Annotated in this window: 18 protein-coding genes; 9 read left to right on the top strand and 9 right to left on the bottom strand. The window is 64.0% G+C overall.

What is annotated here, in order from left to right; genetic code table 11:
* Positions 1–77: 77 nt before the first annotated feature.
* From PCLY_RS18625 to PCLY_RS18610, 4 genes are all read left to right on the top strand, one after another.
* Entirely contained in the window at positions 78–1,403 is a 1,326-nt protein-coding gene (locus PCLY_RS18625) for a TAXI family TRAP transporter solute-binding subunit (RefSeq protein WP_061241097.1), read from the top strand.
* A gap of 289 nt (positions 1,404–1,692) precedes the next feature.
* Positions 1,693–2,700, top strand: coding sequence for a nucleoid-associated protein YejK (gene yejK / locus PCLY_RS18620; protein ID WP_061241096.1), 1,008 nt, complete (start codon positions 1,693–1,695; stop codon positions 2,698–2,700).
* Between the two features lies 1 nt (position 2,701).
* Entirely contained in the window at positions 2,702–3,547 is an 846-nt protein-coding gene (locus PCLY_RS18615; RefSeq protein ID WP_061241095.1) for a polyphosphate kinase 2 family protein, read from the top strand.
* Positions 3,544–3,864, top strand: coding sequence for a glutaredoxin family protein (locus PCLY_RS18610; RefSeq protein WP_061241094.1), 321 nt, complete (start codon positions 3,544–3,546; stop codon positions 3,862–3,864). Before PCLY_RS18615 ends, PCLY_RS18610 begins: the two co-directional genes overlap by 4 nt.
* A 4-nt stretch (positions 3,865–3,868) precedes the next feature.
* Here the strand turns inward: PCLY_RS18610 and qhpR are convergent, their stop codons facing one another.
* On the bottom strand, positions 3,869–4,939 hold the full coding sequence (gene qhpR, locus PCLY_RS18605) for an AraC-like transcriptional regulator QhpR (RefSeq protein ID WP_061241093.1): 1,071 nt from the start codon (positions 4,937–4,939) through the stop codon (positions 3,869–3,871).
* A gap of 351 nt (positions 4,940–5,290) precedes the next feature.
* On the opposite strand from qhpR, the gene exaC reads away from it, so the two are divergent.
* The 4 genes from exaC (at position 5,291) to eutC (ending at position 10,589) form a co-directional block, all read left to right on the top strand.
* On the top strand, positions 5,291–6,811 hold the full coding sequence (gene exaC, locus PCLY_RS18600; RefSeq protein ID WP_061241092.1) for an acetaldehyde dehydrogenase ExaC: 1,521 nt from the start codon (positions 5,291–5,293) through the stop codon (positions 6,809–6,811).
* 63 nt (positions 6,812–6,874) lie between these two features.
* Positions 6,875–8,323 (top strand): ethanolamine permease, encoded by a 1,449-nt coding sequence (gene eat / locus PCLY_RS18595; RefSeq protein ID WP_061241091.1) that lies wholly within the window; start codon positions 6,875–6,877, stop codon positions 8,321–8,323.
* A 46-nt stretch (positions 8,324–8,369) separates the two neighbouring features.
* On the top strand, positions 8,370–9,764 hold the full coding sequence (locus PCLY_RS18590; RefSeq protein ID WP_061241090.1) for an ethanolamine ammonia-lyase subunit EutB: 1,395 nt from the start codon (positions 8,370–8,372) through the stop codon (positions 9,762–9,764).
* 15 nt (positions 9,765–9,779) lie between these two features.
* Positions 9,780–10,589 carry an ethanolamine ammonia-lyase subunit EutC gene (gene eutC, locus PCLY_RS18585; protein ID WP_061241089.1) on the top strand — a complete coding sequence of 270 codons (810 nt, stop codon included), beginning with the start codon at positions 9,780–9,782 and terminating at the stop codon, positions 10,587–10,589.
* Between the two features lie 311 nt (positions 10,590–10,900).
* On the opposite strand, the gene PCLY_RS18580 is transcribed toward eutC, so the two are convergent.
* The 4 genes from PCLY_RS18580 to PCLY_RS18565 form a co-directional block, all read right to left on the bottom strand.
* A complete protein-coding gene (locus tag PCLY_RS18580; protein WP_061241088.1) occupies positions 10,901–11,836 on the bottom strand; it encodes a glutathione S-transferase family protein in 936 nt (311 codons plus the stop codon).
* Positions 11,837–11,900: 64 nt separating this feature from the next.
* On the bottom strand, positions 11,901–12,182 hold the full coding sequence (locus PCLY_RS18575) for a GIY-YIG nuclease family protein (protein ID WP_061241087.1): 282 nt from the start codon (positions 12,180–12,182) through the stop codon (positions 11,901–11,903).
* Positions 12,179–12,898 carry a phosphatidylcholine synthase gene (pcsA, locus tag PCLY_RS18570; RefSeq protein WP_061241086.1) on the bottom strand — a complete coding sequence of 240 codons (720 nt, stop codon included), beginning with the start codon at positions 12,896–12,898 and terminating at the stop codon, positions 12,179–12,181. The genes PCLY_RS18575 and pcsA overlap by 4 nt, the downstream gene beginning before the upstream one ends.
* Positions 12,899–12,998: 100 nt before the next feature.
* The gene (locus PCLY_RS18565) at positions 12,999–13,469 is read right to left on the bottom strand and encodes a nuclear transport factor 2 family protein (RefSeq protein WP_061241085.1); all 471 of its coding nucleotides are present in this window, start codon (positions 13,467–13,469) and stop codon (positions 12,999–13,001) included.
* 122 nt (positions 13,470–13,591) lie between these two features.
* On the opposite strand from PCLY_RS18565, the gene PCLY_RS18560 reads away from it, so the two are divergent.
* A complete protein-coding gene (locus PCLY_RS18560; RefSeq protein WP_061241084.1) occupies positions 13,592–14,533 on the top strand; it encodes a GlxA family transcriptional regulator in 942 nt (313 codons plus the stop codon).
* 50 nt (positions 14,534–14,583) lie between these two features.
* Here the strand turns inward: PCLY_RS18560 and PCLY_RS18555 are convergent, their stop codons facing one another.
* From PCLY_RS18555 to PCLY_RS18540, 4 genes are all read right to left on the bottom strand, one after another.
* Entirely contained in the window at positions 14,584–15,345 is a 762-nt protein-coding gene (locus tag PCLY_RS18555; RefSeq protein ID WP_061241083.1) for an amino acid ABC transporter ATP-binding protein, read from the bottom strand.
* 9 nt (positions 15,346–15,354) lie between these two features.
* Positions 15,355–16,452 (bottom strand): amino acid ABC transporter permease, encoded by a 1,098-nt coding sequence (locus PCLY_RS18550; RefSeq protein WP_061241082.1) that lies wholly within the window; start codon positions 16,450–16,452, stop codon positions 15,355–15,357.
* 9 nt (positions 16,453–16,461) lie between these two features.
* A complete protein-coding gene (locus tag PCLY_RS18545; RefSeq protein ID WP_197432203.1) occupies positions 16,462–17,646 on the bottom strand; it encodes an amino acid ABC transporter permease in 1,185 nt (394 codons plus the stop codon).
* 97 nt (positions 17,647–17,743) lie between these two features.
* On the bottom strand, positions 17,744–18,772 hold the full coding sequence (locus PCLY_RS18540) for an amino acid ABC transporter substrate-binding protein (RefSeq protein ID WP_061241080.1): 1,029 nt from the start codon (positions 18,770–18,772) through the stop codon (positions 17,744–17,746).
* Positions 18,773–18,896: the final 124 nt, after the last annotated feature.

Raw genomic sequence — 18,896 nt, 5'->3', positions numbered from 1 at the left:
GCGGCCAGCCACACTGCAGATGACCTCGGGGCGCATGGGGTTCTATCCTTAGGCTGAATTCGCTGAAAGGAAGCCCCATGCGCCGCGTACTCAATGACCTGAAAATCATGATCCTGGCCAACCTGTGGATCGTCCCGGTGGTGGCTGGCCTGGTCTGGGCGCTGTTCCAGTTCGTCGCGCCGCCACCGCCGATGAGCGCCAGCATGGCCACCGGCGCCCAGGGTGGCGCCTACCAGCAGTTCGCAGAACGCCTCAAGGAAGAACTGGCCAAGGAGGGTTTCGAGCTTACTCTGGTGCCGTCGTCCGGCTCGCGCGACAACCTGCAGCGCCTGCTGGCCAAGGACCCGGAAGTACAGATCGCCCTGGTGCAGAGCGGCCTGGAGCGCCAGCTGGCGCCCGAGCAGCAGCACCAGCTGGAAAGCCTGGGGGCGATCTATCAGGAACCGCTGTGGCTGTTCTACCGCCGTGACGTCAGCCTGGACCGCATCGCCGATCTGCTGCCGCTGCGCCTCGGCCTCGGCGGCGAAGGCAGCGGCACCCGTGCCGCCAGTGATGCCATCCTCGGCGCCAACGCCATCTCGCCGGAGCAATATCCACCGAGCTGGCAGAGCCTCGGCGGAGGCAAGGCAGCCCGCGCGCTGATGGCGGGCGAACTGGACGCGGCCTTCTTCGTCGGGCCGGCGGAAAATACCCTGGTGCAGCAACTGGCGGCCAACCCGGATATCGCCCTGGCGCACTTTCGCCGCGCGGCGGCCTACGAAGCGCGCCTGCCGTTCTTCAATCAGGTGACCGTCGGCGAGGGCCTGCTCGACCTGGCCAGCAACGCCCCGGATCGCGACATCGTCACTCTGGCCCCGGTGGCCACCCTGGTGGTCAACGAAGACTTCAACCCCGGCCTGGTGCCACTGTTTCTCGAAGCCAGCCGCGAAGTGATGCGCGACGGCACCCTGCTCGACGCTGCCGGCACCTTCCCCAGCGCCGAGCCGCGCACCTTCGAACTGCACAAGGATGCCGTGCACTACTATGAAAAGGGCCTGCCGATCCTGCAGCGCTACCTGCCATTTCGCATCGCCTCGCTGGCCGACCGCTACATCATCCTGCTGATCCCCCTGATCGTGGTGATGATCCCGCTGTTCAAGGCGGTCGGGCCGATCTACCAGTGGCGCATCCGCGCGCGCATCTACCGCTGGTACAAGTACCTGCGTGAAGTCGATCGCAAGCTGCACGCTGGCTCACTGCCAGCCGAACTCGACAGTGAAATCGAGCGCCTGGAACACCTGGAACAGGAGCTGGCCGCCGTGGAAGTGCCGCTGTCGTACTCCAACCAGCTGTACGAGCTGCACCTGCACGTGCGCTATGTGATCGAGCGGTTGCGCGCGCTGCAGCAGCGCCGCCAATCCTAGGGGGGACATCGCTGTTCATGTCCACCGATGCGCAGGTCCTGATGCCGACGCGGTGGATAAATCCAGCCTACGCAACCAGAACAGCGATCGCGGCTAAAGCCGCTCCTACAAGACGTCTCCCTGTAGGAGCGGCTTCAGCCGCGAAAGCTCTGGCTTTGTAGCCCGCGACGACTTCCGCGGGCTTCAGCCGCGATCTGCTGCATCCCCTTCAACGATGCATCCGCACCAGAATCCATGACCCGCTTCGGGTAAACTGCGCCCCTGTTTGAATTTGCCCATCGAGACCGCCATGCCGATCCGTCACTGCATCGTCCACCTGATCGACAAGAAGCCCGACGGCAGCCCTGCCGTACTGCACGCCCGCGACAGCGAGCTGGCCACCTCGCAAGCCATGGAAAACCTGCTGGCCGACCTCAACGAGAGTTACAACGCCAAGCAGGGCAAGGCCTGGGGCCTGTTCCACGAGGAGTCCGGCGCCTACCCGTTCAGCGGCTGGCTCAAGGCCTACCTCGACGGCGAGCAGGACTTCACCGCCTTCAGCCGCCAGGCCGTCGAGCACCTGCAGAAGCTGATGGAGGAATCCAACCTCTCCACCGGCGGCCACGTGCTGCTGGCCCACTACCAGCAAGGCATGACCGACTACCTGGCCATCGCCCTGCTGCACCACAGCGAAGGCGTGGCAGTGACCGACGCGCTGGACGTGACCCCGGCCAAACACCTGGACCTTGGCCAGTTGCACCTGGCCGCACGCATCAACATCAGCGAGTGGCAGAACAACAAGCAGTCCAAGCAATACATCTCCTTCATCAAGGGCAAGAACGGCAAGAAGGTCTCGGACTACTTCCGCGACTTCATCGGCTGCCAGGAGGGCGTCGACGGTCCGGGCGAAACCCGTACCCTGCTCAAGGCGTTCAGCGACTTCGTCGAAAGCGAAGACCTGCCCGAAGAACAGGCCCGCGAAAAGACCAAGACCCTGGTCGGCTACGCCACCAGCCAGGCCAAGATGGGCGAGCCGATCACCCTCGACGAGCTGTCCGGGCTGATCGACGAAGACCGCCCGCGCGCCTTCTACGAGCACATCCGCAACAAGGACTACGGCATGGCCCCGGAATTTCCGGCGGACAAGCGCACCCTGAGCCAGTTCCAGCGCTTCACCGGGCGCGCCGAAGGCCTGTCGATCAGCTTCGAAGCGCACCTGCTGGGCTCGAAGGTCGAGTATGACGAGGGTCGCGACATGCTGATCATTCGCCAGCTGCCGACCCAGCTGAAGGATCAGCTCAAGCGCCGTCAGGACTGAGATGAGCGCGCGCCTGGCGGATGAGGTGCTCGACGCCTGCCTGTGCCAGCGCGAAGCCCCGCTGACTGACGACCCGGCGCGCACCTTCGGCCTAGGCAAACACGAAGCCAAGGCTCGCCTGGAGCAGCTCAAGCCCTGGCTGCTGGAGCAGCAGACGCGGCTCTGGGCCAACCGGCGCCAGGCCGTGCTGCTGGTGCTGCAAGGGCCTGACTGCAGTGGCAAGGACGGTGTGATCCGCCGGGTACTGAGCGCCTGCAACCCACAGGGCCTGAGCATTCACAGCTTCCAGGTGCCGAGCGCGCGGGAGCGCCAGGCACACTTCCTAGAACGCTATCGCCAGCGCCTGCCGGCGCCAGGCATGCTCGGGGTGTTCAATCGCAGCCACTACGAAGCGCTGATCAGCGACCCGCTGGACGGGCTCTGTGGCGAGGACGCACTGCCCAAGCGCCTGGCCGACGTGCTGGCCTTCGAGCGGCAGTTGCCGGCGCAGGGCATCCACATCCTCAAGTGCTACCTGCAGATCGACAAGGCCGAGCAGTACCGGCGCCTGGTCGATCGCCTGGAAAAACCGGAGAAGCGCTGGAAGCTCAAGAGCAGCGACCTGCGCTCACATCGCCAGTTCGACGAGCGTCAGCGCCGCTGGAGCGAGCTGCTGAGCACCAGCCACCACGCCGACGCGCCCTGGTACGTGATCCCCGCGCACAAGCGCTGGCTGCGCGACCTGCTGCTGGCCAGCCTGTTGGCCCGCGAGCTGGAGCGTTTGCAACTGCAGTGGCCGGATCAGCCGGCACCCTTTACTCTGCAACAACTGACGGCCGCCACCACGCACAAGGACGTGTTGCCATGAAGAAGATCCTGCTGATTCTCGCTGCCCTGGCCCTGTGGCAAAACTGGGACAAACTCGACCGCTGGCTCAACCCGCCACAGGCCGGCAACGCCAGTGGCGAGATCGTCCTCTACGCCACCAGTTGGTGCGGCTACTGCGCCAAGACCCGCGAACTGTTCGCCGAAGACGGCATCGCCTACCGCGAAGTGGATATCGAGAAGGACAGCGCCGGTCGTGCCACTTACCAGGCCCTGGGCGGGCGCGGCATACCGGTGATCGACATGCGCGGGCAGGTCATCCACGGCTATGACGTGCGCGCCATCCGTGCAGCCTACTGACGCCTCAATCTGAAGCGTCGCCCTCGCGCCGCCACTGCCGCGGGCTGACGCCGAACCAGCGGCGAAACGCGCGGGAGAATGCGCTGGCCTCGGAGTATCCGAGCAGCGGCGCCAGGGCGGTGATCGGCAGTTGCTGCTGGCTCAGGTAATGAGTCGCCAGCTCGCAACGCAGCTTGTCCACCACCGTCGAGAAGCTCAGCCCCTGCTCACGCAGGCGTCGCTGCAAGGACCAGCTGGTCATGCCCATCTGTTCGGCCACGCCTTCCAGTGTCGGCTCGCCTGAGAGCAGCTGCTGACGAATCTGCGCGCGGGTGTCGTCGGCAATATCCTGCTCGCTGCGCATGCTCTGCTGACTGAGCTGCCGCAGCGAATCCTGCATCACCAGCAACAGCACCGGATCGTGCTCCGGCATCGCCCGGTTCAGGCCGCGCTTGGGGATCAGCAGAGAATTGAATGGCTGCTCGAAATAAACCGGCGCATCGAACACTTTGCAGTGCTCATGCCAGTGCTCCGGGCGTGGATGCTCGAAGTGCACCGCCCGCGGCGCCCATTGGCTACCCAGTACGTGGCGGATCAGATTGAGCGCCATGCCCAGGGTCAACTCCGCGTCCTGACGGCGGCTGAGAATCGCGCCGTGGCGAATCTGATAATCGAAGCGGTAACACTCGCCCGCATCGACCAGGCGAATCAGGCTGTTGCGCTGATGCAGCGGAAAGGCTCTGGCGAAGTTGATCAGCGCCTGTTCCAACGTCGCCGAACACAAGCCTATATAGCCCAGCAGACCAAGCGCCTGCGGCCTGAACTGCTGCCCGTAGTAAAGGCCGAAGTTATCGCAGCCGGACTGACGCGCCGCTTCCTCCAGCACCTGACAGTAGTTCGGTAATGCCAGGCTCAGGGTCGGATGACGCAGCAATTCGGGATCGATGCCCGACACACCGAGGATGCGGTCAGCGTCGCCGCCATGCTTCTCGATGAAACCGCATAGCCCGCTGGCGGCTGCAGCCAACACGCCGGCATTGCTCGGCGCGCCCTGCTGGGAAGACAAACCTGTGGGCTGGGCAGTAAGGGAACTCATCGATGCCTCCTCGGTGACAAGCCTGCAAAAGAAGCAAGAAACACACCGGGCACCGAAAGCGATCATCGAACGCACACCAGGCCTCGCTCCAGAGACCCCAAGAGCAAACCCCACCGCCCGATCACGCCCCAAAACGAGTCATATGGAAACACTCGCACCCGAACAGGGCAGTGGAATTTATCCCTTTACGACACGCTCATCCCCGAAGGCCGAAACTTGACTGCAGACGACAGCCGCTCAGCTGTAGCGTCAAGTTCATCACATGAAATCGTTTCATGATCGTGGTGAGTGCTCCTTGCACAGCCCTCGCTGCACATAACTACAACAACCGTCGTTACGGAGAGACTCCTCATGATTTATGCCAAACCCGGTACCGCAGGCGCCGTCGTCACCCTCAAGCCGCGCTACGGCAACTACATCGGCGGCGAGTTCGTCGCCCCGCTCAGTGGCCAGTACTTCAGCAACACCAGCCCGGTCGATGGCTCGGTGATCGCCGAATTCCCTCGCTCCAACGCCGCCGACATCGACAAGGCGCTGGACGCCGCGCATGCCGCCGCCGATGCCTGGGGCCGTACCAGCGTGCAGGAGCGCTCGCATATCCTGCTGAAGATCGCCGACCGCATCGAAGCCAACCTCGAGCTGCTGGCCGTGGCCGAGACCTGGGACAACGGCAAGGCCGTGCGTGAAACTCTCAACGCCGACGTGCCGCTGGCCGCCGACCACTTCCGCTACTTTGCCGGCTGCATCCGCGCCCAGGAAGGCAGCACCGCCGAGATCAACGACGGCACGGTGGCCTATCACTTCCACGAACCGCTGGGCGTGGTCGGGCAGATCATCCCGTGGAACTTCCCGCTGCTGATGGCCGCCTGGAAACTCGCGCCGGCCCTGGCTGCCGGCAACGCCATCGTGCTCAAACCGGCCGAGCAGACCCCGCTGTCGATCACCCTGCTGGCGGAAATCGTCGGCGACCTGCTGCCGCCGGGCGTTCTCAACATCGTCCAGGGCTTCGGCCGCGAAGCCGGTGAAGCGCTGGCGACCAGCAAGCGCATCGCCAAGATCGCCTTCACCGGCTCCACCCCGGTCGGTTCGCACATCCTCAAGTGCGCGGCCGAGAACATCATCCCGTCCACCGTCGAGCTGGGCGGCAAGTCGCCGAACATCTTCTTCGCCGACATCATGAACGCCGAGCCGGCCTTCATCGAGAAGGCCGCCGAGGGTCTGGTGCTGGGCTTCTTCAACCAGGGCGAGGTGTGCACCTGCCCGTCGCGCGCGCTGGTGCAGGAGTCGATCTACGAGCCGTTCATGGCCGAGGTGATGAAGAAGGTCAAGCAGATCAAGCGCGGCAACCCGCTGGACACCGACACCATGGTCGGCGCCCAGGCCTCGCAGCAGCAGTTCGACAAGATTCTCAGCTACCTGGAGATCGCCCAGCAGGAGGGCGCCCAGGTGCTCACCGGCGGGGCGGCCGAGCGCCTGGAGGGCGACCTGGCCAGCGGCTATTACATCCAGCCGACGCTACTCAAGGGCAGCAACGAGATGCGCGTGTTCCAGGAGGAAATCTTCGGCCCGGTGATCGGCGTGACCACCTTCAAGGACGAGGCCGAGGCGCTGGCCATCGCCAACGACACCGAGTTCGGCCTGGGCGCCGGCGTGTGGAGCCGCGACATGAACGTCGCCTACCGCATGGGCCGTGCGATCAAGGCGGGCCGCGTATGGACCAACTGCTACCACCTGTACCCGGCGCATGCTGCCTTCGGCGGCTACAAGAAGTCCGGGGTCGGGCGTGAAACCCACAAGATGATGCTCGACCACTACCAGCAGACCAAGAACCTGCTGGTCAGCTACGACATCAATCCGCTGGGCTTCTTTTGATCTGCCATTCCCTCGACACGATCACCCCGTGGCCAGGCCACGGGGTGTGAAGGAGTTTTCCCCATGAGCAAAGAAACCCTCACCACGCAGGCCTCGGCAGGCGGTGTGGAAACGGAAGCGGTCAGCGCCGACTACTTCGCCAACCGCCAGTTGAAGCAAGGCGCCGCCGGCTGGATCCTGCTGATCGGCCTCGGCGTGGCCTACGTGATTTCCGGCGACTACGCCGGCTGGAACTTCGGCCTGGCCCAGGGCGGCTGGGGCGGCATGTTCGTCGCCACGCTGCTGATGGCCACCATGTACCTGTGCATGTGCTTCTCGCTGGCTGAACTGTCCTCGATGATCCCCACCGCCGGCGGCGGCTACGGTTTCACCCGCACCGCCTTCGGCCCCTGGGGCGGCTTCCTCACCGGCACGGCGATCCTCATTGAGTACGCCATCGCTCCGGCGGCCATCGCCTGCTTCATCGGCGCCTACTGCGAGTCGCTGTTCGGCATCGGTGGCTGGGTCATCTACCTGATCTTCTACGTGGTGTTCATCAGCATCCACATCCTCGGTGCCGGCGAGGCGCTGAAGCTGATGTTCGTCATCACCGCCGTGGCGGCCATCGCCCTGGGGGTGTTCATCGTCGCCATGGTGCCGCACTTCGACGCCGCCAACCTGTTCGACATTCCCGCCAGCGAAGCCACCGGCGCCAGTGCCTTCCTGCCGTTCGGCTACCTCGGCATCTGGGCCGCCCTGCCCTACGCCATCTGGTTCTTCCTGGCGGTCGAGGGCGTGCCGCTGGCCGCCGAGGAAACCAAGAATCCCAAGCGTGACCTGCCCCGTGGCCTGATCGGCGCCATGCTGGTGCTGCTGGCCTTTGCCGGGCTGATTCTGCTGGTCGGTCCGGGCGGCGCCGGTGCCCAGGCGCTGATGGCCTCGGGCAACCCGCTGGTCGAGGCACTGGAAAAGGTCTACGGCGGCTCCACCTGGATGAGCCAGTTCGTCAACCTGGTCGGCCTGGCCGGGCTGATCGCCAGCTTCTTCTCGATCATCTACGCCTATTCGCGGCAGATCTTCGCTCTGTCGCGCGCCGGCTACCTGCCACGCAGCCTGTCGCTGACCAACCGCAACAAGGCGCCGGTGTTGGCACTGATCGTGCCTGGGATTATCGGCTTTGGCTTGTCCTTGAGCGGCCAGGGCGACCTGCTGATTCTGGTGGCGGTGTTCGGTGCGACCATCTCCTACGTGATGATGATGGCCGCCCACGTGACCCTGCGTATCCGTCGCCCGGACATGCCGCGTCCGTACCGCACGCCCGGTGGCGTACTGACCTCCTCGGTGGCGCTGGTGCTGGCGGCGGTGGCACTGGTCGCAGGTTTCCTGGTCGACCCACGGGTCGTGATCGGCGCTGCGCTCATCTACGCTCTGTTCATTGCCTATTTCGCCTTGTACAGCCGCCACCATCTGGTGTCCGGCACACCGGAGGAAGAGTTCGCCGCCATCCAGGCCGCCGAACGCTCCCTGCGCTGAAATACCCAAGCGGTCGCCTTGCGGCGACCGCGACAGGAGGAACGACATGGCAAGTTTCACCCACAGCATCGGCAACATGACCTGGCGCTTCGACAGCCTGCGCGAGCTGATGGCCAAGGCCACCCCGGCGCGCTCCGGCGACTACCTGGCCGGGGTTGCCGCCAGCAGCGACGCCGAGCGGGCGGCCGCGCAGATGACCCTGGCCGAGGTGCCGCTCAAGCACTTCTTGCAGGAAGCGCTGATCCCCTACGAGAGCGACGAAGTCACCCGCCTGATCATCGACAGCCATGACGTCCAGGCCTTCGCCCCGGTCAGCCACCTCACGGTGGGCGGATTTCGCGACTGGCTGCTCAGTGATGTCGCCGACGAAGCCAGCCTCACGGCGCTGGCCCCTGGCCTGACACCGGAGATGGTCGCGGCGGTGTCGAAGATCATGCGCATTCAGGACCTGGTGCTGGTGGCGCAGAAGACCCGCGTGGTCACCCGCTTTCGCAACACCCAGGGCCTGCGCGGACGCATGTCCACCCGCCTGCAACCGAACCACCCCACCGACGACCCGGCCGGTATCGCTGCCAGCGTGGTCGACGGCCTGCTCTACGGCAATGGCGATGCCATGATCGGCATCAACCCGGCCACCGACAGCATGAGCGCGGTGTGCACTCTGCTGGAAATGCTCGATGCGGTGATCCAGCGCTACGAGATTCCCACACAGTCCTGCGTGCTGACTCACGTCACCAGCTCGATCGCCGCCATCGAGCGCGGTGCGCCGCTGGATCTGGTGTTCCAGTCCATTGCCGGCACCGAGGCGGCCAACGCCAGCTTCGGTGTCAGCCTCAAGGTGCTGCAGGAAGGCTACGAGGCCGGTCTGAGCCTCAAGCGCGGCACCCTCGGCAACAACCTGATGTACTTCGAGACCGGCCAGGGCAGCGCGCTGTCGGCCAACGCCAACCATGGCGTCGACCAGCAGACCTGCGAGACCCGCGCCTATGCCGTGGCCCGCCGTTTCAACCCGTTTCTGGTCAATACCGTGGTCGGCTTCATCGGCCCGGAGTACCTGTACAACGGCAAGCAGATCATCCGCGCCGGCCTGGAGGATCACTTCTGCGGCAAGCTGCTCGGCGTGCCGATGGGCTGCGACATCTGCTACACCAACCATGCCGAGGCCGACCAGGACGACATGGACATGCTGCTGACCTTGCTCGGGGCCGCCGGCATCAACTTCATCATGGGCATTCCCGGCTCCGACGACGTGATGCTCAACTACCAGACCACCTCGTTCCATGACGCGCTCTACGCGCGCAAGGTGCTCGGCCTGCATGCTGCGCCCGAGTTCGAGGCCTGGCTGGCGCGCATGGGCATCTTCCAGCAACAGGGCGGCCAGCTGCGCATGGGCAAGGAACTGCCACCGGCATTTCGCCAGGCTCTGGCCCAGTTGGCCTGATCATTCGAGGTTGTCATGAGCGAAAAGTCCCCCGCCACCGAAAACCCCTGGCAGCAGCTGCGCCAGCTGACACCGGCGCGCATTGCCCTGGGGCGGGCCGGCACCAGCCTGCCGACCGCCGCGCAACTGGACTTCCAGTTCGCCCACGCCCAGGCGCGTGACGCCGTACACCTGCCGTTCGACCACACGGCCCTGCGCGAGGCGCTGCACGAGCGTCAATTGCCGACGTTGCTGCTGCACAGTGCCGCCGCCGACCGCCACACCTACCTGCAACGCCCGGATCTGGGCCGGCGCCTGCATGAAGATGCCGCGCAACGGCTCGACGAATACGCCGAAGAGCACGGCCGGGGCTACGACCTGGCCATCGTCATCGCCGACGGCCTGTCCTCGCTGGCGGTGCAACGGCACAGCCTGCCGTTTCTGGAACGCCTGCTGGAACAGGTGCAGGCAGAGGGCTGGTCGTTGGCGCCCATCACCCTGGTGGAACAGGGACGGGTGGCAGTGGCCGATGAAGTGGGGCAGCGCCTGGGGGCGAAGATGACGGTGATCCTGATTGGCGAACGTCCCGGTCTGAGTTCGCCGGACAGCCTCGGTCTGTATTTCACCTACGGGCCGAAGGTCGGCCTCAACGACGCCTACCGCAACTGCATCTCCAACGTGCGCTTGGAGGGCCTGAGCTACGGCATGGCCACCTTCCGCCTGATGTACCTGATGCGCGAGGCTTGCCGCCGCCAACTCTCGGGCGTCGATCTCAAGGACGAAGCCGAAGTGCCGACGCTGGAAAACGCCGGGCCGGGCAATTTCCTCTTGCCGGACAAGCGTTGAGACGGTTGGTCAGCGCCTACGGTACGCGCCTGGGTGGATGAAAAAAGCGTCATCCACCCTACGCACTGGCCCCCCACGTAGCCCGGATGCAATCCGGGAATCCCTGGCACAGCATCCACGGATTGCATCCGGGCTACGGATTACTGCTGCCGGATCAGCGCTGAGCCATCGCAGGATAGGCGACGCTTCATCCGCCGCCCCAACCGCCTCTGTCGCGGCTAAAGCCCCTCCCACAGGTCATCAACCTGTTAGCTGGGTGCTGTGAAAACAGCTTTTGTGGGAGGGGCTTTAGCCGCGCTCTTTACGACCGATCAGCAGGCCTCGATACGAAAGCCCCAACGCGGGAAATGCACATGCACGGTGCCGGCACGCTCGTCTTCACGGCGCAGAATCAGCTCCTCACGCCCGGCGAACACCAACTCGCCTGCCACCGGGTCGACGCCATAGTCGACCGCCGCGATGGTCACGCGCTGACCGGCGCTGAAGCCATTGGGCTCGTTGAATACCTCATCGGGCAGCGCCGCCGGCGTCGCTTCGCGCGCCACGGCGATGGCCTGCTCACTGCTCATCTCGCTGAGCGCGCCATGGCCAAAGCCGAGCACCCGGGCCAACCAGGCCGCTACGTCCGGGTACTCGTCCACCAGCGCTGCCGTGACCGGCGTACCGCGCAGGAACCACAGCGGGTGCGCGACGGCGAAGTCGGCAATCGAGGGCTCGCCAAACAGGAAGTCACCACCGCCCTGCTGCAGTTGCTGCTGCAGGCGCCCCATCAGCGCCGGCCACTGGTGACGCGCTTGCTCCAACGGCAGACGGCTGGCTGTACCGCCCGAAAACAGGGCCGCACGATCGGCCGCGAAAGCCTTGGCGAACTCCGGCGGCACCTTGGCAAAGCGCACGGCCATGGACTCGGGGGCAAACACCAGCGACACCGTGTGCTGGAACAGCACCGAATCGGCCCACTGGGCGAGGGTCGCGACATTGAAGCCCTGCCCTTCCGGGAACAGCGGCGGCGTGCTCTTTTCCGCTTCCAGACGGCGGGAGATCAGTGCGGTGTCGCAGTAGATGTCGGCACCTACCTGCAACACCGGCGTCTTGCGGTAGCCACCGGTCAGCGCGGTCAGATCCGGCTTGGGCATCACAGGCGGGATCATCACCGAGCGCCAGGACAGTTGCTTGAAGCCCAGCAGCAAACGAGCCTTCTCGGCAAATGGAGAGGTCGGGTAATGGTGAAGAATCAGCTCGTGCATGGCGCGCTCCGCGTCAGTTCGAAAGCGTCCAGCTTACCCCTGCAGCCCACGCACGCACACCGCCTCAGGCTGATGAATCGCCATCAACGGCCAGAATGAGCGCCTCTTTGGCACTTTTGCTCAGGCGCTTGATCGCCCGTTCGCGGCGCAGGGCATCGCCCTTTCCGGCACAGGCCTCAACGTAGGCCAGCGCCAGCGCCGGGCTGGTATGAAAGAAACGCGCGCCCTTGCCACTCTGGTGCTGGGCGAAGCGTCGCTGCGGATCATCACTGATACCGCAGTAGAGAGCGCCGTTGGCGGCACGCACCAGGTAGACGAACCAGGGCTTTTCCAGTGCCGCCGTCATCCGCGTGCCGGGAACCACTCACGCGCCGAGCGCCACAGGCACATGCCGACGAAATAGGCCGAGGCGGCGAACCACAGGCCCAGTACCCACATCGAATTGTGCGGGTACTGCACAATCAGCAGCGCGCTGGAGAGCATCCAGACGAAGGTCACGACGATGTTCAGCGGCATGAACTGGCGTACGCGGAAGGGATGCAGAAACTTCATCTTGGTCAGGGTCAGAGCAGCCAACAGCACGATCATGCCGAGAGTGACCCAGGGGTGTACGTCAAGAATGTAGAAGTACAACACCACCACGTTCCAGGCCGCCGGGAAGCCGACGAAGTAGTTGTCCTTGCTCTTCATGTTCAGGTTGCAGAAGCAGAACAGCGAGGACAGCAGAATCAGCCCCACGGCAAACAAGGGGGTGTAGTCAGGGAGCGGGATGAAGCGATAGAGGAAGATCGCCGGGATGAACACGTAGGTCAGGTAGTCGATCACCAGGTCCAGGGTCGAGCCGTCGAAGTGCGGCAGCACGCCCTTGACGTCGTAACGTCGCGCCAGCGAACCATCGAGCCCGTCGACCAGCAGCGCCAGCCCCAGCCACATCAGGCATTGTTTGGGCTGGCCGTCGAGCACGGCAAGCAGTGCCAGCAGGGCGAGAATCACCCCACTGGCAGTGACGGCATGCACCCCCCAGGCCTTGGCCTGTTTTACGGCTACGATCAGTTCGGTCACGGCAGGTCTCGATTGGCAGTGGAGAGGCCGCACCCCATGTGCGAACTCTCTTATTGAAGGCTAAGACCGGCTAGCCTACCACTGCGTTCCTTCACACGCCTCAGCGAGTACCGCGAAACTGGGCCAGACCGCGTGCCGCTTGTCGACGAATGGCAGCCTGAACCGGTGGTGCCCAGCCCAGCAGCAGCCCTTTGCCACCCAGCGCCTGACGGGCCCAACGCCAGAGATCGAAATGATCGCGATGCTCGACGATCAGCCCGTCGCGAAACACGAAGCGCGCCTGGATAGTGTTAACCACCTGACGACCGGTGGCGCTGAACCGGTAGCGGGCGACCCAGCGGGCACTGCCGGCATGGTCATCGGCGTGTACCGAGTCGAAGGTCAGCGAGAAGCCTTCGGCTCGGCTGCAGAGCATGCGCCACATATCGCTCGCCTCAGCACCGCGCAGGCCGATGAACACCGGATCGGAGAAACGCACGTCCTCGGCGTAGCAAGCTGCCATGGTTTCGGCATCGAGCGCCTGGAAGGCGCTGTAGAAGCGCTGGATCAACTCGGCGTTGGGGTGGCTCATGGCTCGCTCCTGCGTGCTCGTTGGTGAATGCAGCCTAGTCTGGGCGCAGGAGGAGCATGCGGCGATTGGCTATAAAGACAACTTTGTGTCAATAATCGCCAACCCCATTCGAGCTCACAGTCATGCTGCGCATCGCCTTGTACGTCTGTCCGCAAACCGTCTGTTCCAGCCTGAGCATGGCCCAGGACGCCTTCAGCCTGGCCAATCGTCTGGCCGGTACGCCACATTTCGAGCTGCTGCGTTTCAGCCTCGACGGCCAGCCCGTGCAGTTGGAGTTCGCGCAGATTCAGGTCGATGGTGGCCTGCCGTTGGCCGAACAGGCCGACCTGCTGATAGTGCCTGCAACGGGCAGCGCCATTGCCCGCACCCTGGACAGCAACGCCAGGCTTCTGCCGTGGCTGGCCCGGCGCAACCGGCAGCAGGTGGCGAGTCTGTGCAGTAGCGCCTTCCTGCTGGCCGCTGCCGGTTTGCTCGATGGTCGCCAGGCCACCACTCACTGGGCGCTGGCCGAGGCATTCGCCCGCCACTTCCCCCAGGTGAAACTGCGCAGCGACCTGCTGCTGACCGAGGATGGCCTGCTGTTCTGCTCCGGTGGCGCCCAGGCCGGGCTCGACCTGTGCCTGCACCTGATCGCCCAGCATGCCGGCGAATGGCTGGCGCAGCAGGTCGCCGACGCCATGGTGATCGAACGTCAGCGCGGCACGCAGACCCGCTTCGCGCCGCTGCTGCCGAGCAGCGAAGACACAACCCTGGCCCCATTGCTGAGCTGGCTACGCGAGCATCATGCCGAAGCGATCGATCTCAACCGGCTGGCGCAACAAGCCCACTGTTCGGTACGCACCTTGCTGCGCCGCTTCAAACAGACGACCGGGCTGACCCCTGGCGACTATCTGCAGCGCCTGCGCATCAGCCTGGCGCAGCAGGCACTGGCCGATTCGGCGCAATCGCTGGAGCAGATCGCCGGCCAGGTCGGGTTCGCCGACCGCGCGAGCTTCGCCAAGCGCTTCAAGCAACTGTGCGGGGAAACGCCCGGCGCCTTCCGCAAGCGCATGCGCCGTGGCTAGAAACGAAAAAGGGAGCCCGAAGGCTCCCTGATCCAGGGTGCGATGCCGACTCAGTGCAGGATCTGGCTGAGGAACAGCTTGGTGCGCTCGTTCTGCGGGTTGGTGAAAAAGGCATTGGGTTCGGCCTGCTCGACGATCTCGCCCTTGTCCATGAAGATCACCCGGTTGGCCACGGTACGGGCGAAGCCCATTTCGTGAGTCACGCAGAGCATGGTCATGCCGTCTTCGGCCAGGCCGATCATGGTGTCGAGAACCTCTTTCACCATCTCCGGGTCGAGGGCCGAGGTCGGCTCGTCGAACAGCATGATCTTCGGCTTCATGCACAGCGCCCGGGCAATCGCCACACGCTGCTGCTGACCACCGGAGAGCTGCCCCGGAAACTTGCCCGCCTGCTCGGGAATACGCACGCGCTCGAGAAAGTGCATGGCGATTTCCTCGGCCTGGCGCTTGGGCATCTTGCGCACCCACATCGGCGCCAGCGTGCAGTTCTGCAGCACGGTCAGGTGCGGGAACAGGTTGAAGTGCTGGAACACCATGCCCACTTCGCGGCGAATCGCCTCGATGTGCTTGAGGTCGCTGGTCAGCTCGGTGCCATCGACGACGATACGGCCCTGCTGATGTTCTTCCAGGCGATTGATGCAGCGAATGGTGGTGGACTTGCCCGACCCGGACGGCCCGCACAGCACGATACGCTCACCCGGCTGCACGCTGAGGTTGATGTCCTTGAGCACATGGAACTGCCCGTACCACTTGTTCACACCCTGCAGCAGGATCATCGGCTCAGCGCTGGGTTGTTTGATTGCTTCACTCATGACTCACTCCTAACGCTTGTGGCCGGTATCCAGCTTCCGCTCGAGATGGAGCGAATAGCGGGACATGCCGAAACAGAAAATCCAGAAGATCAGGGCGGCGAACACGTAGCCTTCGGTGGCCATGCCCAGCCACGCCGGGTCGGTGGTCGCCTGCTTGATGCTGTTGAGCAGATCGAACAGGCCGATGATGATCACCAGACTGGTGTCCTTGAACAGGGCGATGAAGACGTTGACGATGCCCGGAATCACCAGCTTGAGCGCCTGCGGCAGAATCACCAGGCCCATCATCCGCCAGTAGCCAAGGCCCATGGCCGCAGCTGCTTCGTACTGACCTTTGGGAATCGCCTGCAGGCCACCACGCACGGTTTCAGCGATATAGGCGGACTGGAACAGGATCACCCCGATCAGCGCGCGCATCAGCTTGTCGAAATGCATGCCTTCGGGCAGGAACAACGGCAACATCACCGAGGACATGAACAGCACGGTGATCAACGGCACACCGCGCCAGAACTCGATGAAGGTGACGCAGATGACCTTGATCGCCGGCAGGTTGGAGCGTCGCCCCAGCGCCAGCAAAATGCCCAGCGGCAGAGCACCGGTGATCCCCACATAGGCGATCACCAGGGTCAGCATCAGGCCGCCCCACTGACTGGTGGACACCACGCTCAGGCCGAACACGCCACCGTGCAGCAGACACCAGGCGATGACCGGGTAGATCACCAGCAGCGCCAGGCCGTAAAAGGCCTTGCGCGGCATCTGTGGCACGAACAACGGCGCAGCACCGACGACGGCCAGCCAAAGGGTGGCATCTACGCGCCAGCGCAGTTCGCTGGGGTAGAAGCCGTACATGAACTGGCCGAAGCGCTGCTGAATGAACACCCAGCAGGCGCCTGACTGGGTGCAATCGGCACGGGTACTGCCTACCCAGTTAGCGTCGATGAAGGCCCACTGCAATAGCGGCGGCACAATCAGCCAGATCAGGTAGGCGGCCAACAATGTCAGCAGGGTGTTGAACCAGTTGGAGAACAGGTTGGCCTTGAGCCAACCTACTGCGCCGACACTCATGCGCGGCGGTGGCAGGTCCGGTTTGAATGTATGAGTCTGCATGGCTGCTCCTTACCGCTCAGTCAGCGCGATGCGCTTGTTGTACCAGTTCATCAGCAGGGAAATGCTGATACTGATTGCCAGGTACACGCTCATGGTGATGGCGATCACCTCGATGGCCTGGCCGGTCTGGTTGAGTACGGTGCCGGCGAACAGCGACACCATGTCCGGGTAACCGATACCGGCAGCCAGCGAGGAGTTCTTCGCCAGGTTGAGGTACTGGCTGGTCAGCGGCGGGATGATCACCCTAAGCGCCTGCGGAATGATCACCAGGCGCAGGGTGACGCCCGGGCGCAGCCCCAGCGAACGTGCAGCCTCTGTCTGGCCATGGCTGACCGCCATGATCCCGGAGCGCACGTTCTCGGCGATGAAGGCTGCGGTGTAGATGGTCAGCGCCAGGGTCAGGGCCATCAGCTCGGGAATCATCACCCAGCCGCCACGGAAGTTGAAACCGGTCAGCGCAGGTACGCTCCACTGCAGCGGATTGCCCGCAACGAGCGCAGTCAGACCGGGAATCACCACGATCAGCGCCAGCGATGTCCACAGCAGAGGGAAGATCTGGCCCGTCGCCTCACGGCGCTTTTTGGCCCAGCGCCCGAGGGCGATGATGCCGACGATGGTCGCCAGCACGGCCACGGCGAACACACCGAAGCTCTCCGAGGGCCCCGGCGACGGCATGTACAGACCGCGACTGTTGAGGAAGAAGGTGTCCCCGAGTTCGAGGCTTTGCCGAGGCCCCGGAAGCGCGAGAAAGACCGCGAAGTACCAGAACAGGATCTGCAGCAACGGCGGAATGTTGCGGAAGATCTCGATATAGACGGTGGCCAGCTTGCTGATCAGCCAGTTCGGCGATAGCCGCGCCACCCCCAGCAGAAATCCGAGGATCGAAGCCAGCACGATGCCGATGAAGGACACCAGCAAGGTATTGAGCAGGCCGATCAGAAAAACGCGACCGTAACTGTCGCTTTCCGTGTAGTCGATCAGATGCTGGGCGATACCGAACCCGGCACTGTTATTGAGGAACGCGAAGCCGGAAATGATTCCGCGCTTCTCCAGGTTGGCCTGGGTGTTCTGGAAGAGAAACCAGCCGAGCGCCACAACGGCAGCAACGGCAATAATCTGGAAAGCCCAGGCGCGCACCTGCGGATCGTTCAGAAGCGATCCTCGCGGGCGCGGGGCATTAGCAGTCGTTTGCATGACAACCCTCACGGAAGCCCCGGCCGCACGCAAGCCAGCCGGAGTTCACTAAATCGGAAACGACAGCGGCAGGCACTAGGCCTGCCGCTGTGGACGGTCAACGCACCGGCGGTGCGTACTGCAGACCACCCTTGTTCCAAAGGGCGTTGAGACCACGCTCGATCTTCAGTTCGCTGCCGGCGCCTACGTTGCGGTCGAAAGACTCGCCGTAGTTACCGACCTGCTTGACGATCTGCACGACCCAGTCTTTCGGCAGTTTGAGGTCTTTGCCGAACTCACCTTCAGCGCCCAGCAGACGGGCGACATCCGGGTTCTTGGTGGTTTTGGCGGTTTCTTCGACGTTGGCCGAGGTCACGCCCAGTTCTTCGGCGTTGAGCATGGCGAACAGGGTCCAGCGCACGATGTCGAACCACTCTTCGTCACCCTGGCGTACGACCGGGCCCAGCGGCTCCTTGGAGATGACTTCCGGCAGTACTACGTACTCGTCCGGATTGGCCAGCTTGATGCGCTGTGCGTACAGCTGCGACTGGTCGGAGGTCAGCACGTCGCAACGACCGGCTTCGACCGACTTGGCGCTTTCGTCAGAGGTATCGTAAGTAATGGGGGTGTACTTCATGCCGTTGGCACGGAAGTAGTCGGAGAGGTTCAGTTCGGTGGTGGTACCGGCCTGGATGCAGACGGTAGCCCCGTCCAGCTCCTTGGCACTGGAAACGCCCAGCTTCTTGTTCACCAAGAAACCCTGACCGTCGTAGTAGTTGGTACCGGTGAAGTTCAGGCCCAGCGCCGAGTCGCGCGAGCTGGTCCAGGTGGTGTTGCGCGAGAGGATGTCGACTTCGCCGGACTGCAGCGCGGTGAAGCGCTCCTTGGCGGTCAGCGGGCTGTACTTGACCTTGGTGGCGTCACCGAAGACCGCAGCCGCAACAGCGCGGCAGACGTCGACGTCCAGACCCAGGTAGTTACCTTTTTCATCGGCGTAGGAGAAGCCAGGCAGACCGTCGCTGATACCGCACTGCACGAAGCCTTTCTTCTGCACTGCATCCAGAGTGGCGCCTGCCTGAGCAAAGCCACTGACACCGAGCACAGCTGCGGTGGTCAGCACAGCCAGGGTGGATTTCACCATCTTCATCAAAAACCTCCAGTTGCTCTTGTTGTGTTGGAGTCTCAGTCCTGCTTCCCCACCCTTTTGAGGCACGCGATCCGCTGGCAGCAACGGCATCGACGAGAAGTTCGAACGTCAGGTGGGAGTCTAG

It is taken from the genome of Ectopseudomonas composti (assembly GCF_001567565.1).
Lineage (GTDB): Bacteria > Pseudomonadota > Gammaproteobacteria > Pseudomonadales > Pseudomonadaceae > Aquipseudomonas > Aquipseudomonas composti_A.
Note: the sequence above shows the minus strand (reverse complement) of the source record. Positions and strands in the feature narration are given on the sequence as shown.

What these genes read in the sequence shown, in the direction of transcription:
- PCLY_RS18625 (WP_061241097.1), top strand. Translation starts at nt 78, where the DNA reads ATGCGCCGCGTACTCAATGACCTGAAAATCATGATCCTGGCCAACCTG.
- yejK (WP_061241096.1), top strand. Translation starts at nt 1,693, where the DNA reads ATGCCGATCCGTCACTGCATCGTCCACCTGATCGACAAGAAGCCCGAC.
- PCLY_RS18615 (WP_061241095.1), top strand. Translation starts at nt 2,702, where the DNA reads ATGAGCGCGCGCCTGGCGGATGAGGTGCTCGACGCCTGCCTGTGCCAG.
- PCLY_RS18610 (WP_061241094.1), top strand. Translation starts at nt 3,544, where the DNA reads ATGAAGAAGATCCTGCTGATTCTCGCTGCCCTGGCCCTGTGGCAAAAC.
- qhpR (WP_061241093.1), bottom strand. Translation starts at nt 4,939, where the DNA reads ATGAGTTCCCTTACTGCCCAGCCCACAGGTTTGTCTTCCCAGCAGGGC.
- exaC (WP_061241092.1), top strand. Translation starts at nt 5,291, where the DNA reads ATGATTTATGCCAAACCCGGTACCGCAGGCGCCGTCGTCACCCTCAAG.
- eat (WP_061241091.1), top strand. Translation starts at nt 6,875, where the DNA reads ATGAGCAAAGAAACCCTCACCACGCAGGCCTCGGCAGGCGGTGTGGAA.
- PCLY_RS18590 (WP_061241090.1), top strand. Translation starts at nt 8,370, where the DNA reads ATGGCAAGTTTCACCCACAGCATCGGCAACATGACCTGGCGCTTCGAC.
- eutC (WP_061241089.1), top strand. Translation starts at nt 9,780, where the DNA reads ATGAGCGAAAAGTCCCCCGCCACCGAAAACCCCTGGCAGCAGCTGCGC.
- PCLY_RS18580 (WP_061241088.1), bottom strand. Translation starts at nt 11,836, where the DNA reads ATGCACGAGCTGATTCTTCACCATTACCCGACCTCTCCATTTGCCGAG.
- PCLY_RS18575 (WP_061241087.1), bottom strand. Translation starts at nt 12,182, where the DNA reads ATGACGGCGGCACTGGAAAAGCCCTGGTTCGTCTACCTGGTGCGTGCC.
- PCLY_RS18565 (WP_061241085.1), bottom strand. Translation starts at nt 13,469, where the DNA reads ATGAGCCACCCCAACGCCGAGTTGATCCAGCGCTTCTACAGCGCCTTC.
- PCLY_RS18560 (WP_061241084.1), top strand. Translation starts at nt 13,592, where the DNA reads ATGCTGCGCATCGCCTTGTACGTCTGTCCGCAAACCGTCTGTTCCAGC.
- PCLY_RS18555 (WP_061241083.1), bottom strand. Translation starts at nt 15,345, where the DNA reads ATGAGTGAAGCAATCAAACAACCCAGCGCTGAGCCGATGATCCTGCTG.
- PCLY_RS18550 (WP_061241082.1), bottom strand. Translation starts at nt 16,452, where the DNA reads ATGCAGACTCATACATTCAAACCGGACCTGCCACCGCCGCGCATGAGT.
- PCLY_RS18545 (WP_197432203.1), bottom strand. Translation starts at nt 17,646, where the DNA reads ATGCAAACGACTGCTAATGCCCCGCGCCCGCGAGGATCGCTTCTGAAC.
- PCLY_RS18540 (WP_061241080.1), bottom strand. Translation starts at nt 18,772, where the DNA reads ATGAAGATGGTGAAATCCACCCTGGCTGTGCTGACCACCGCAGCTGTG.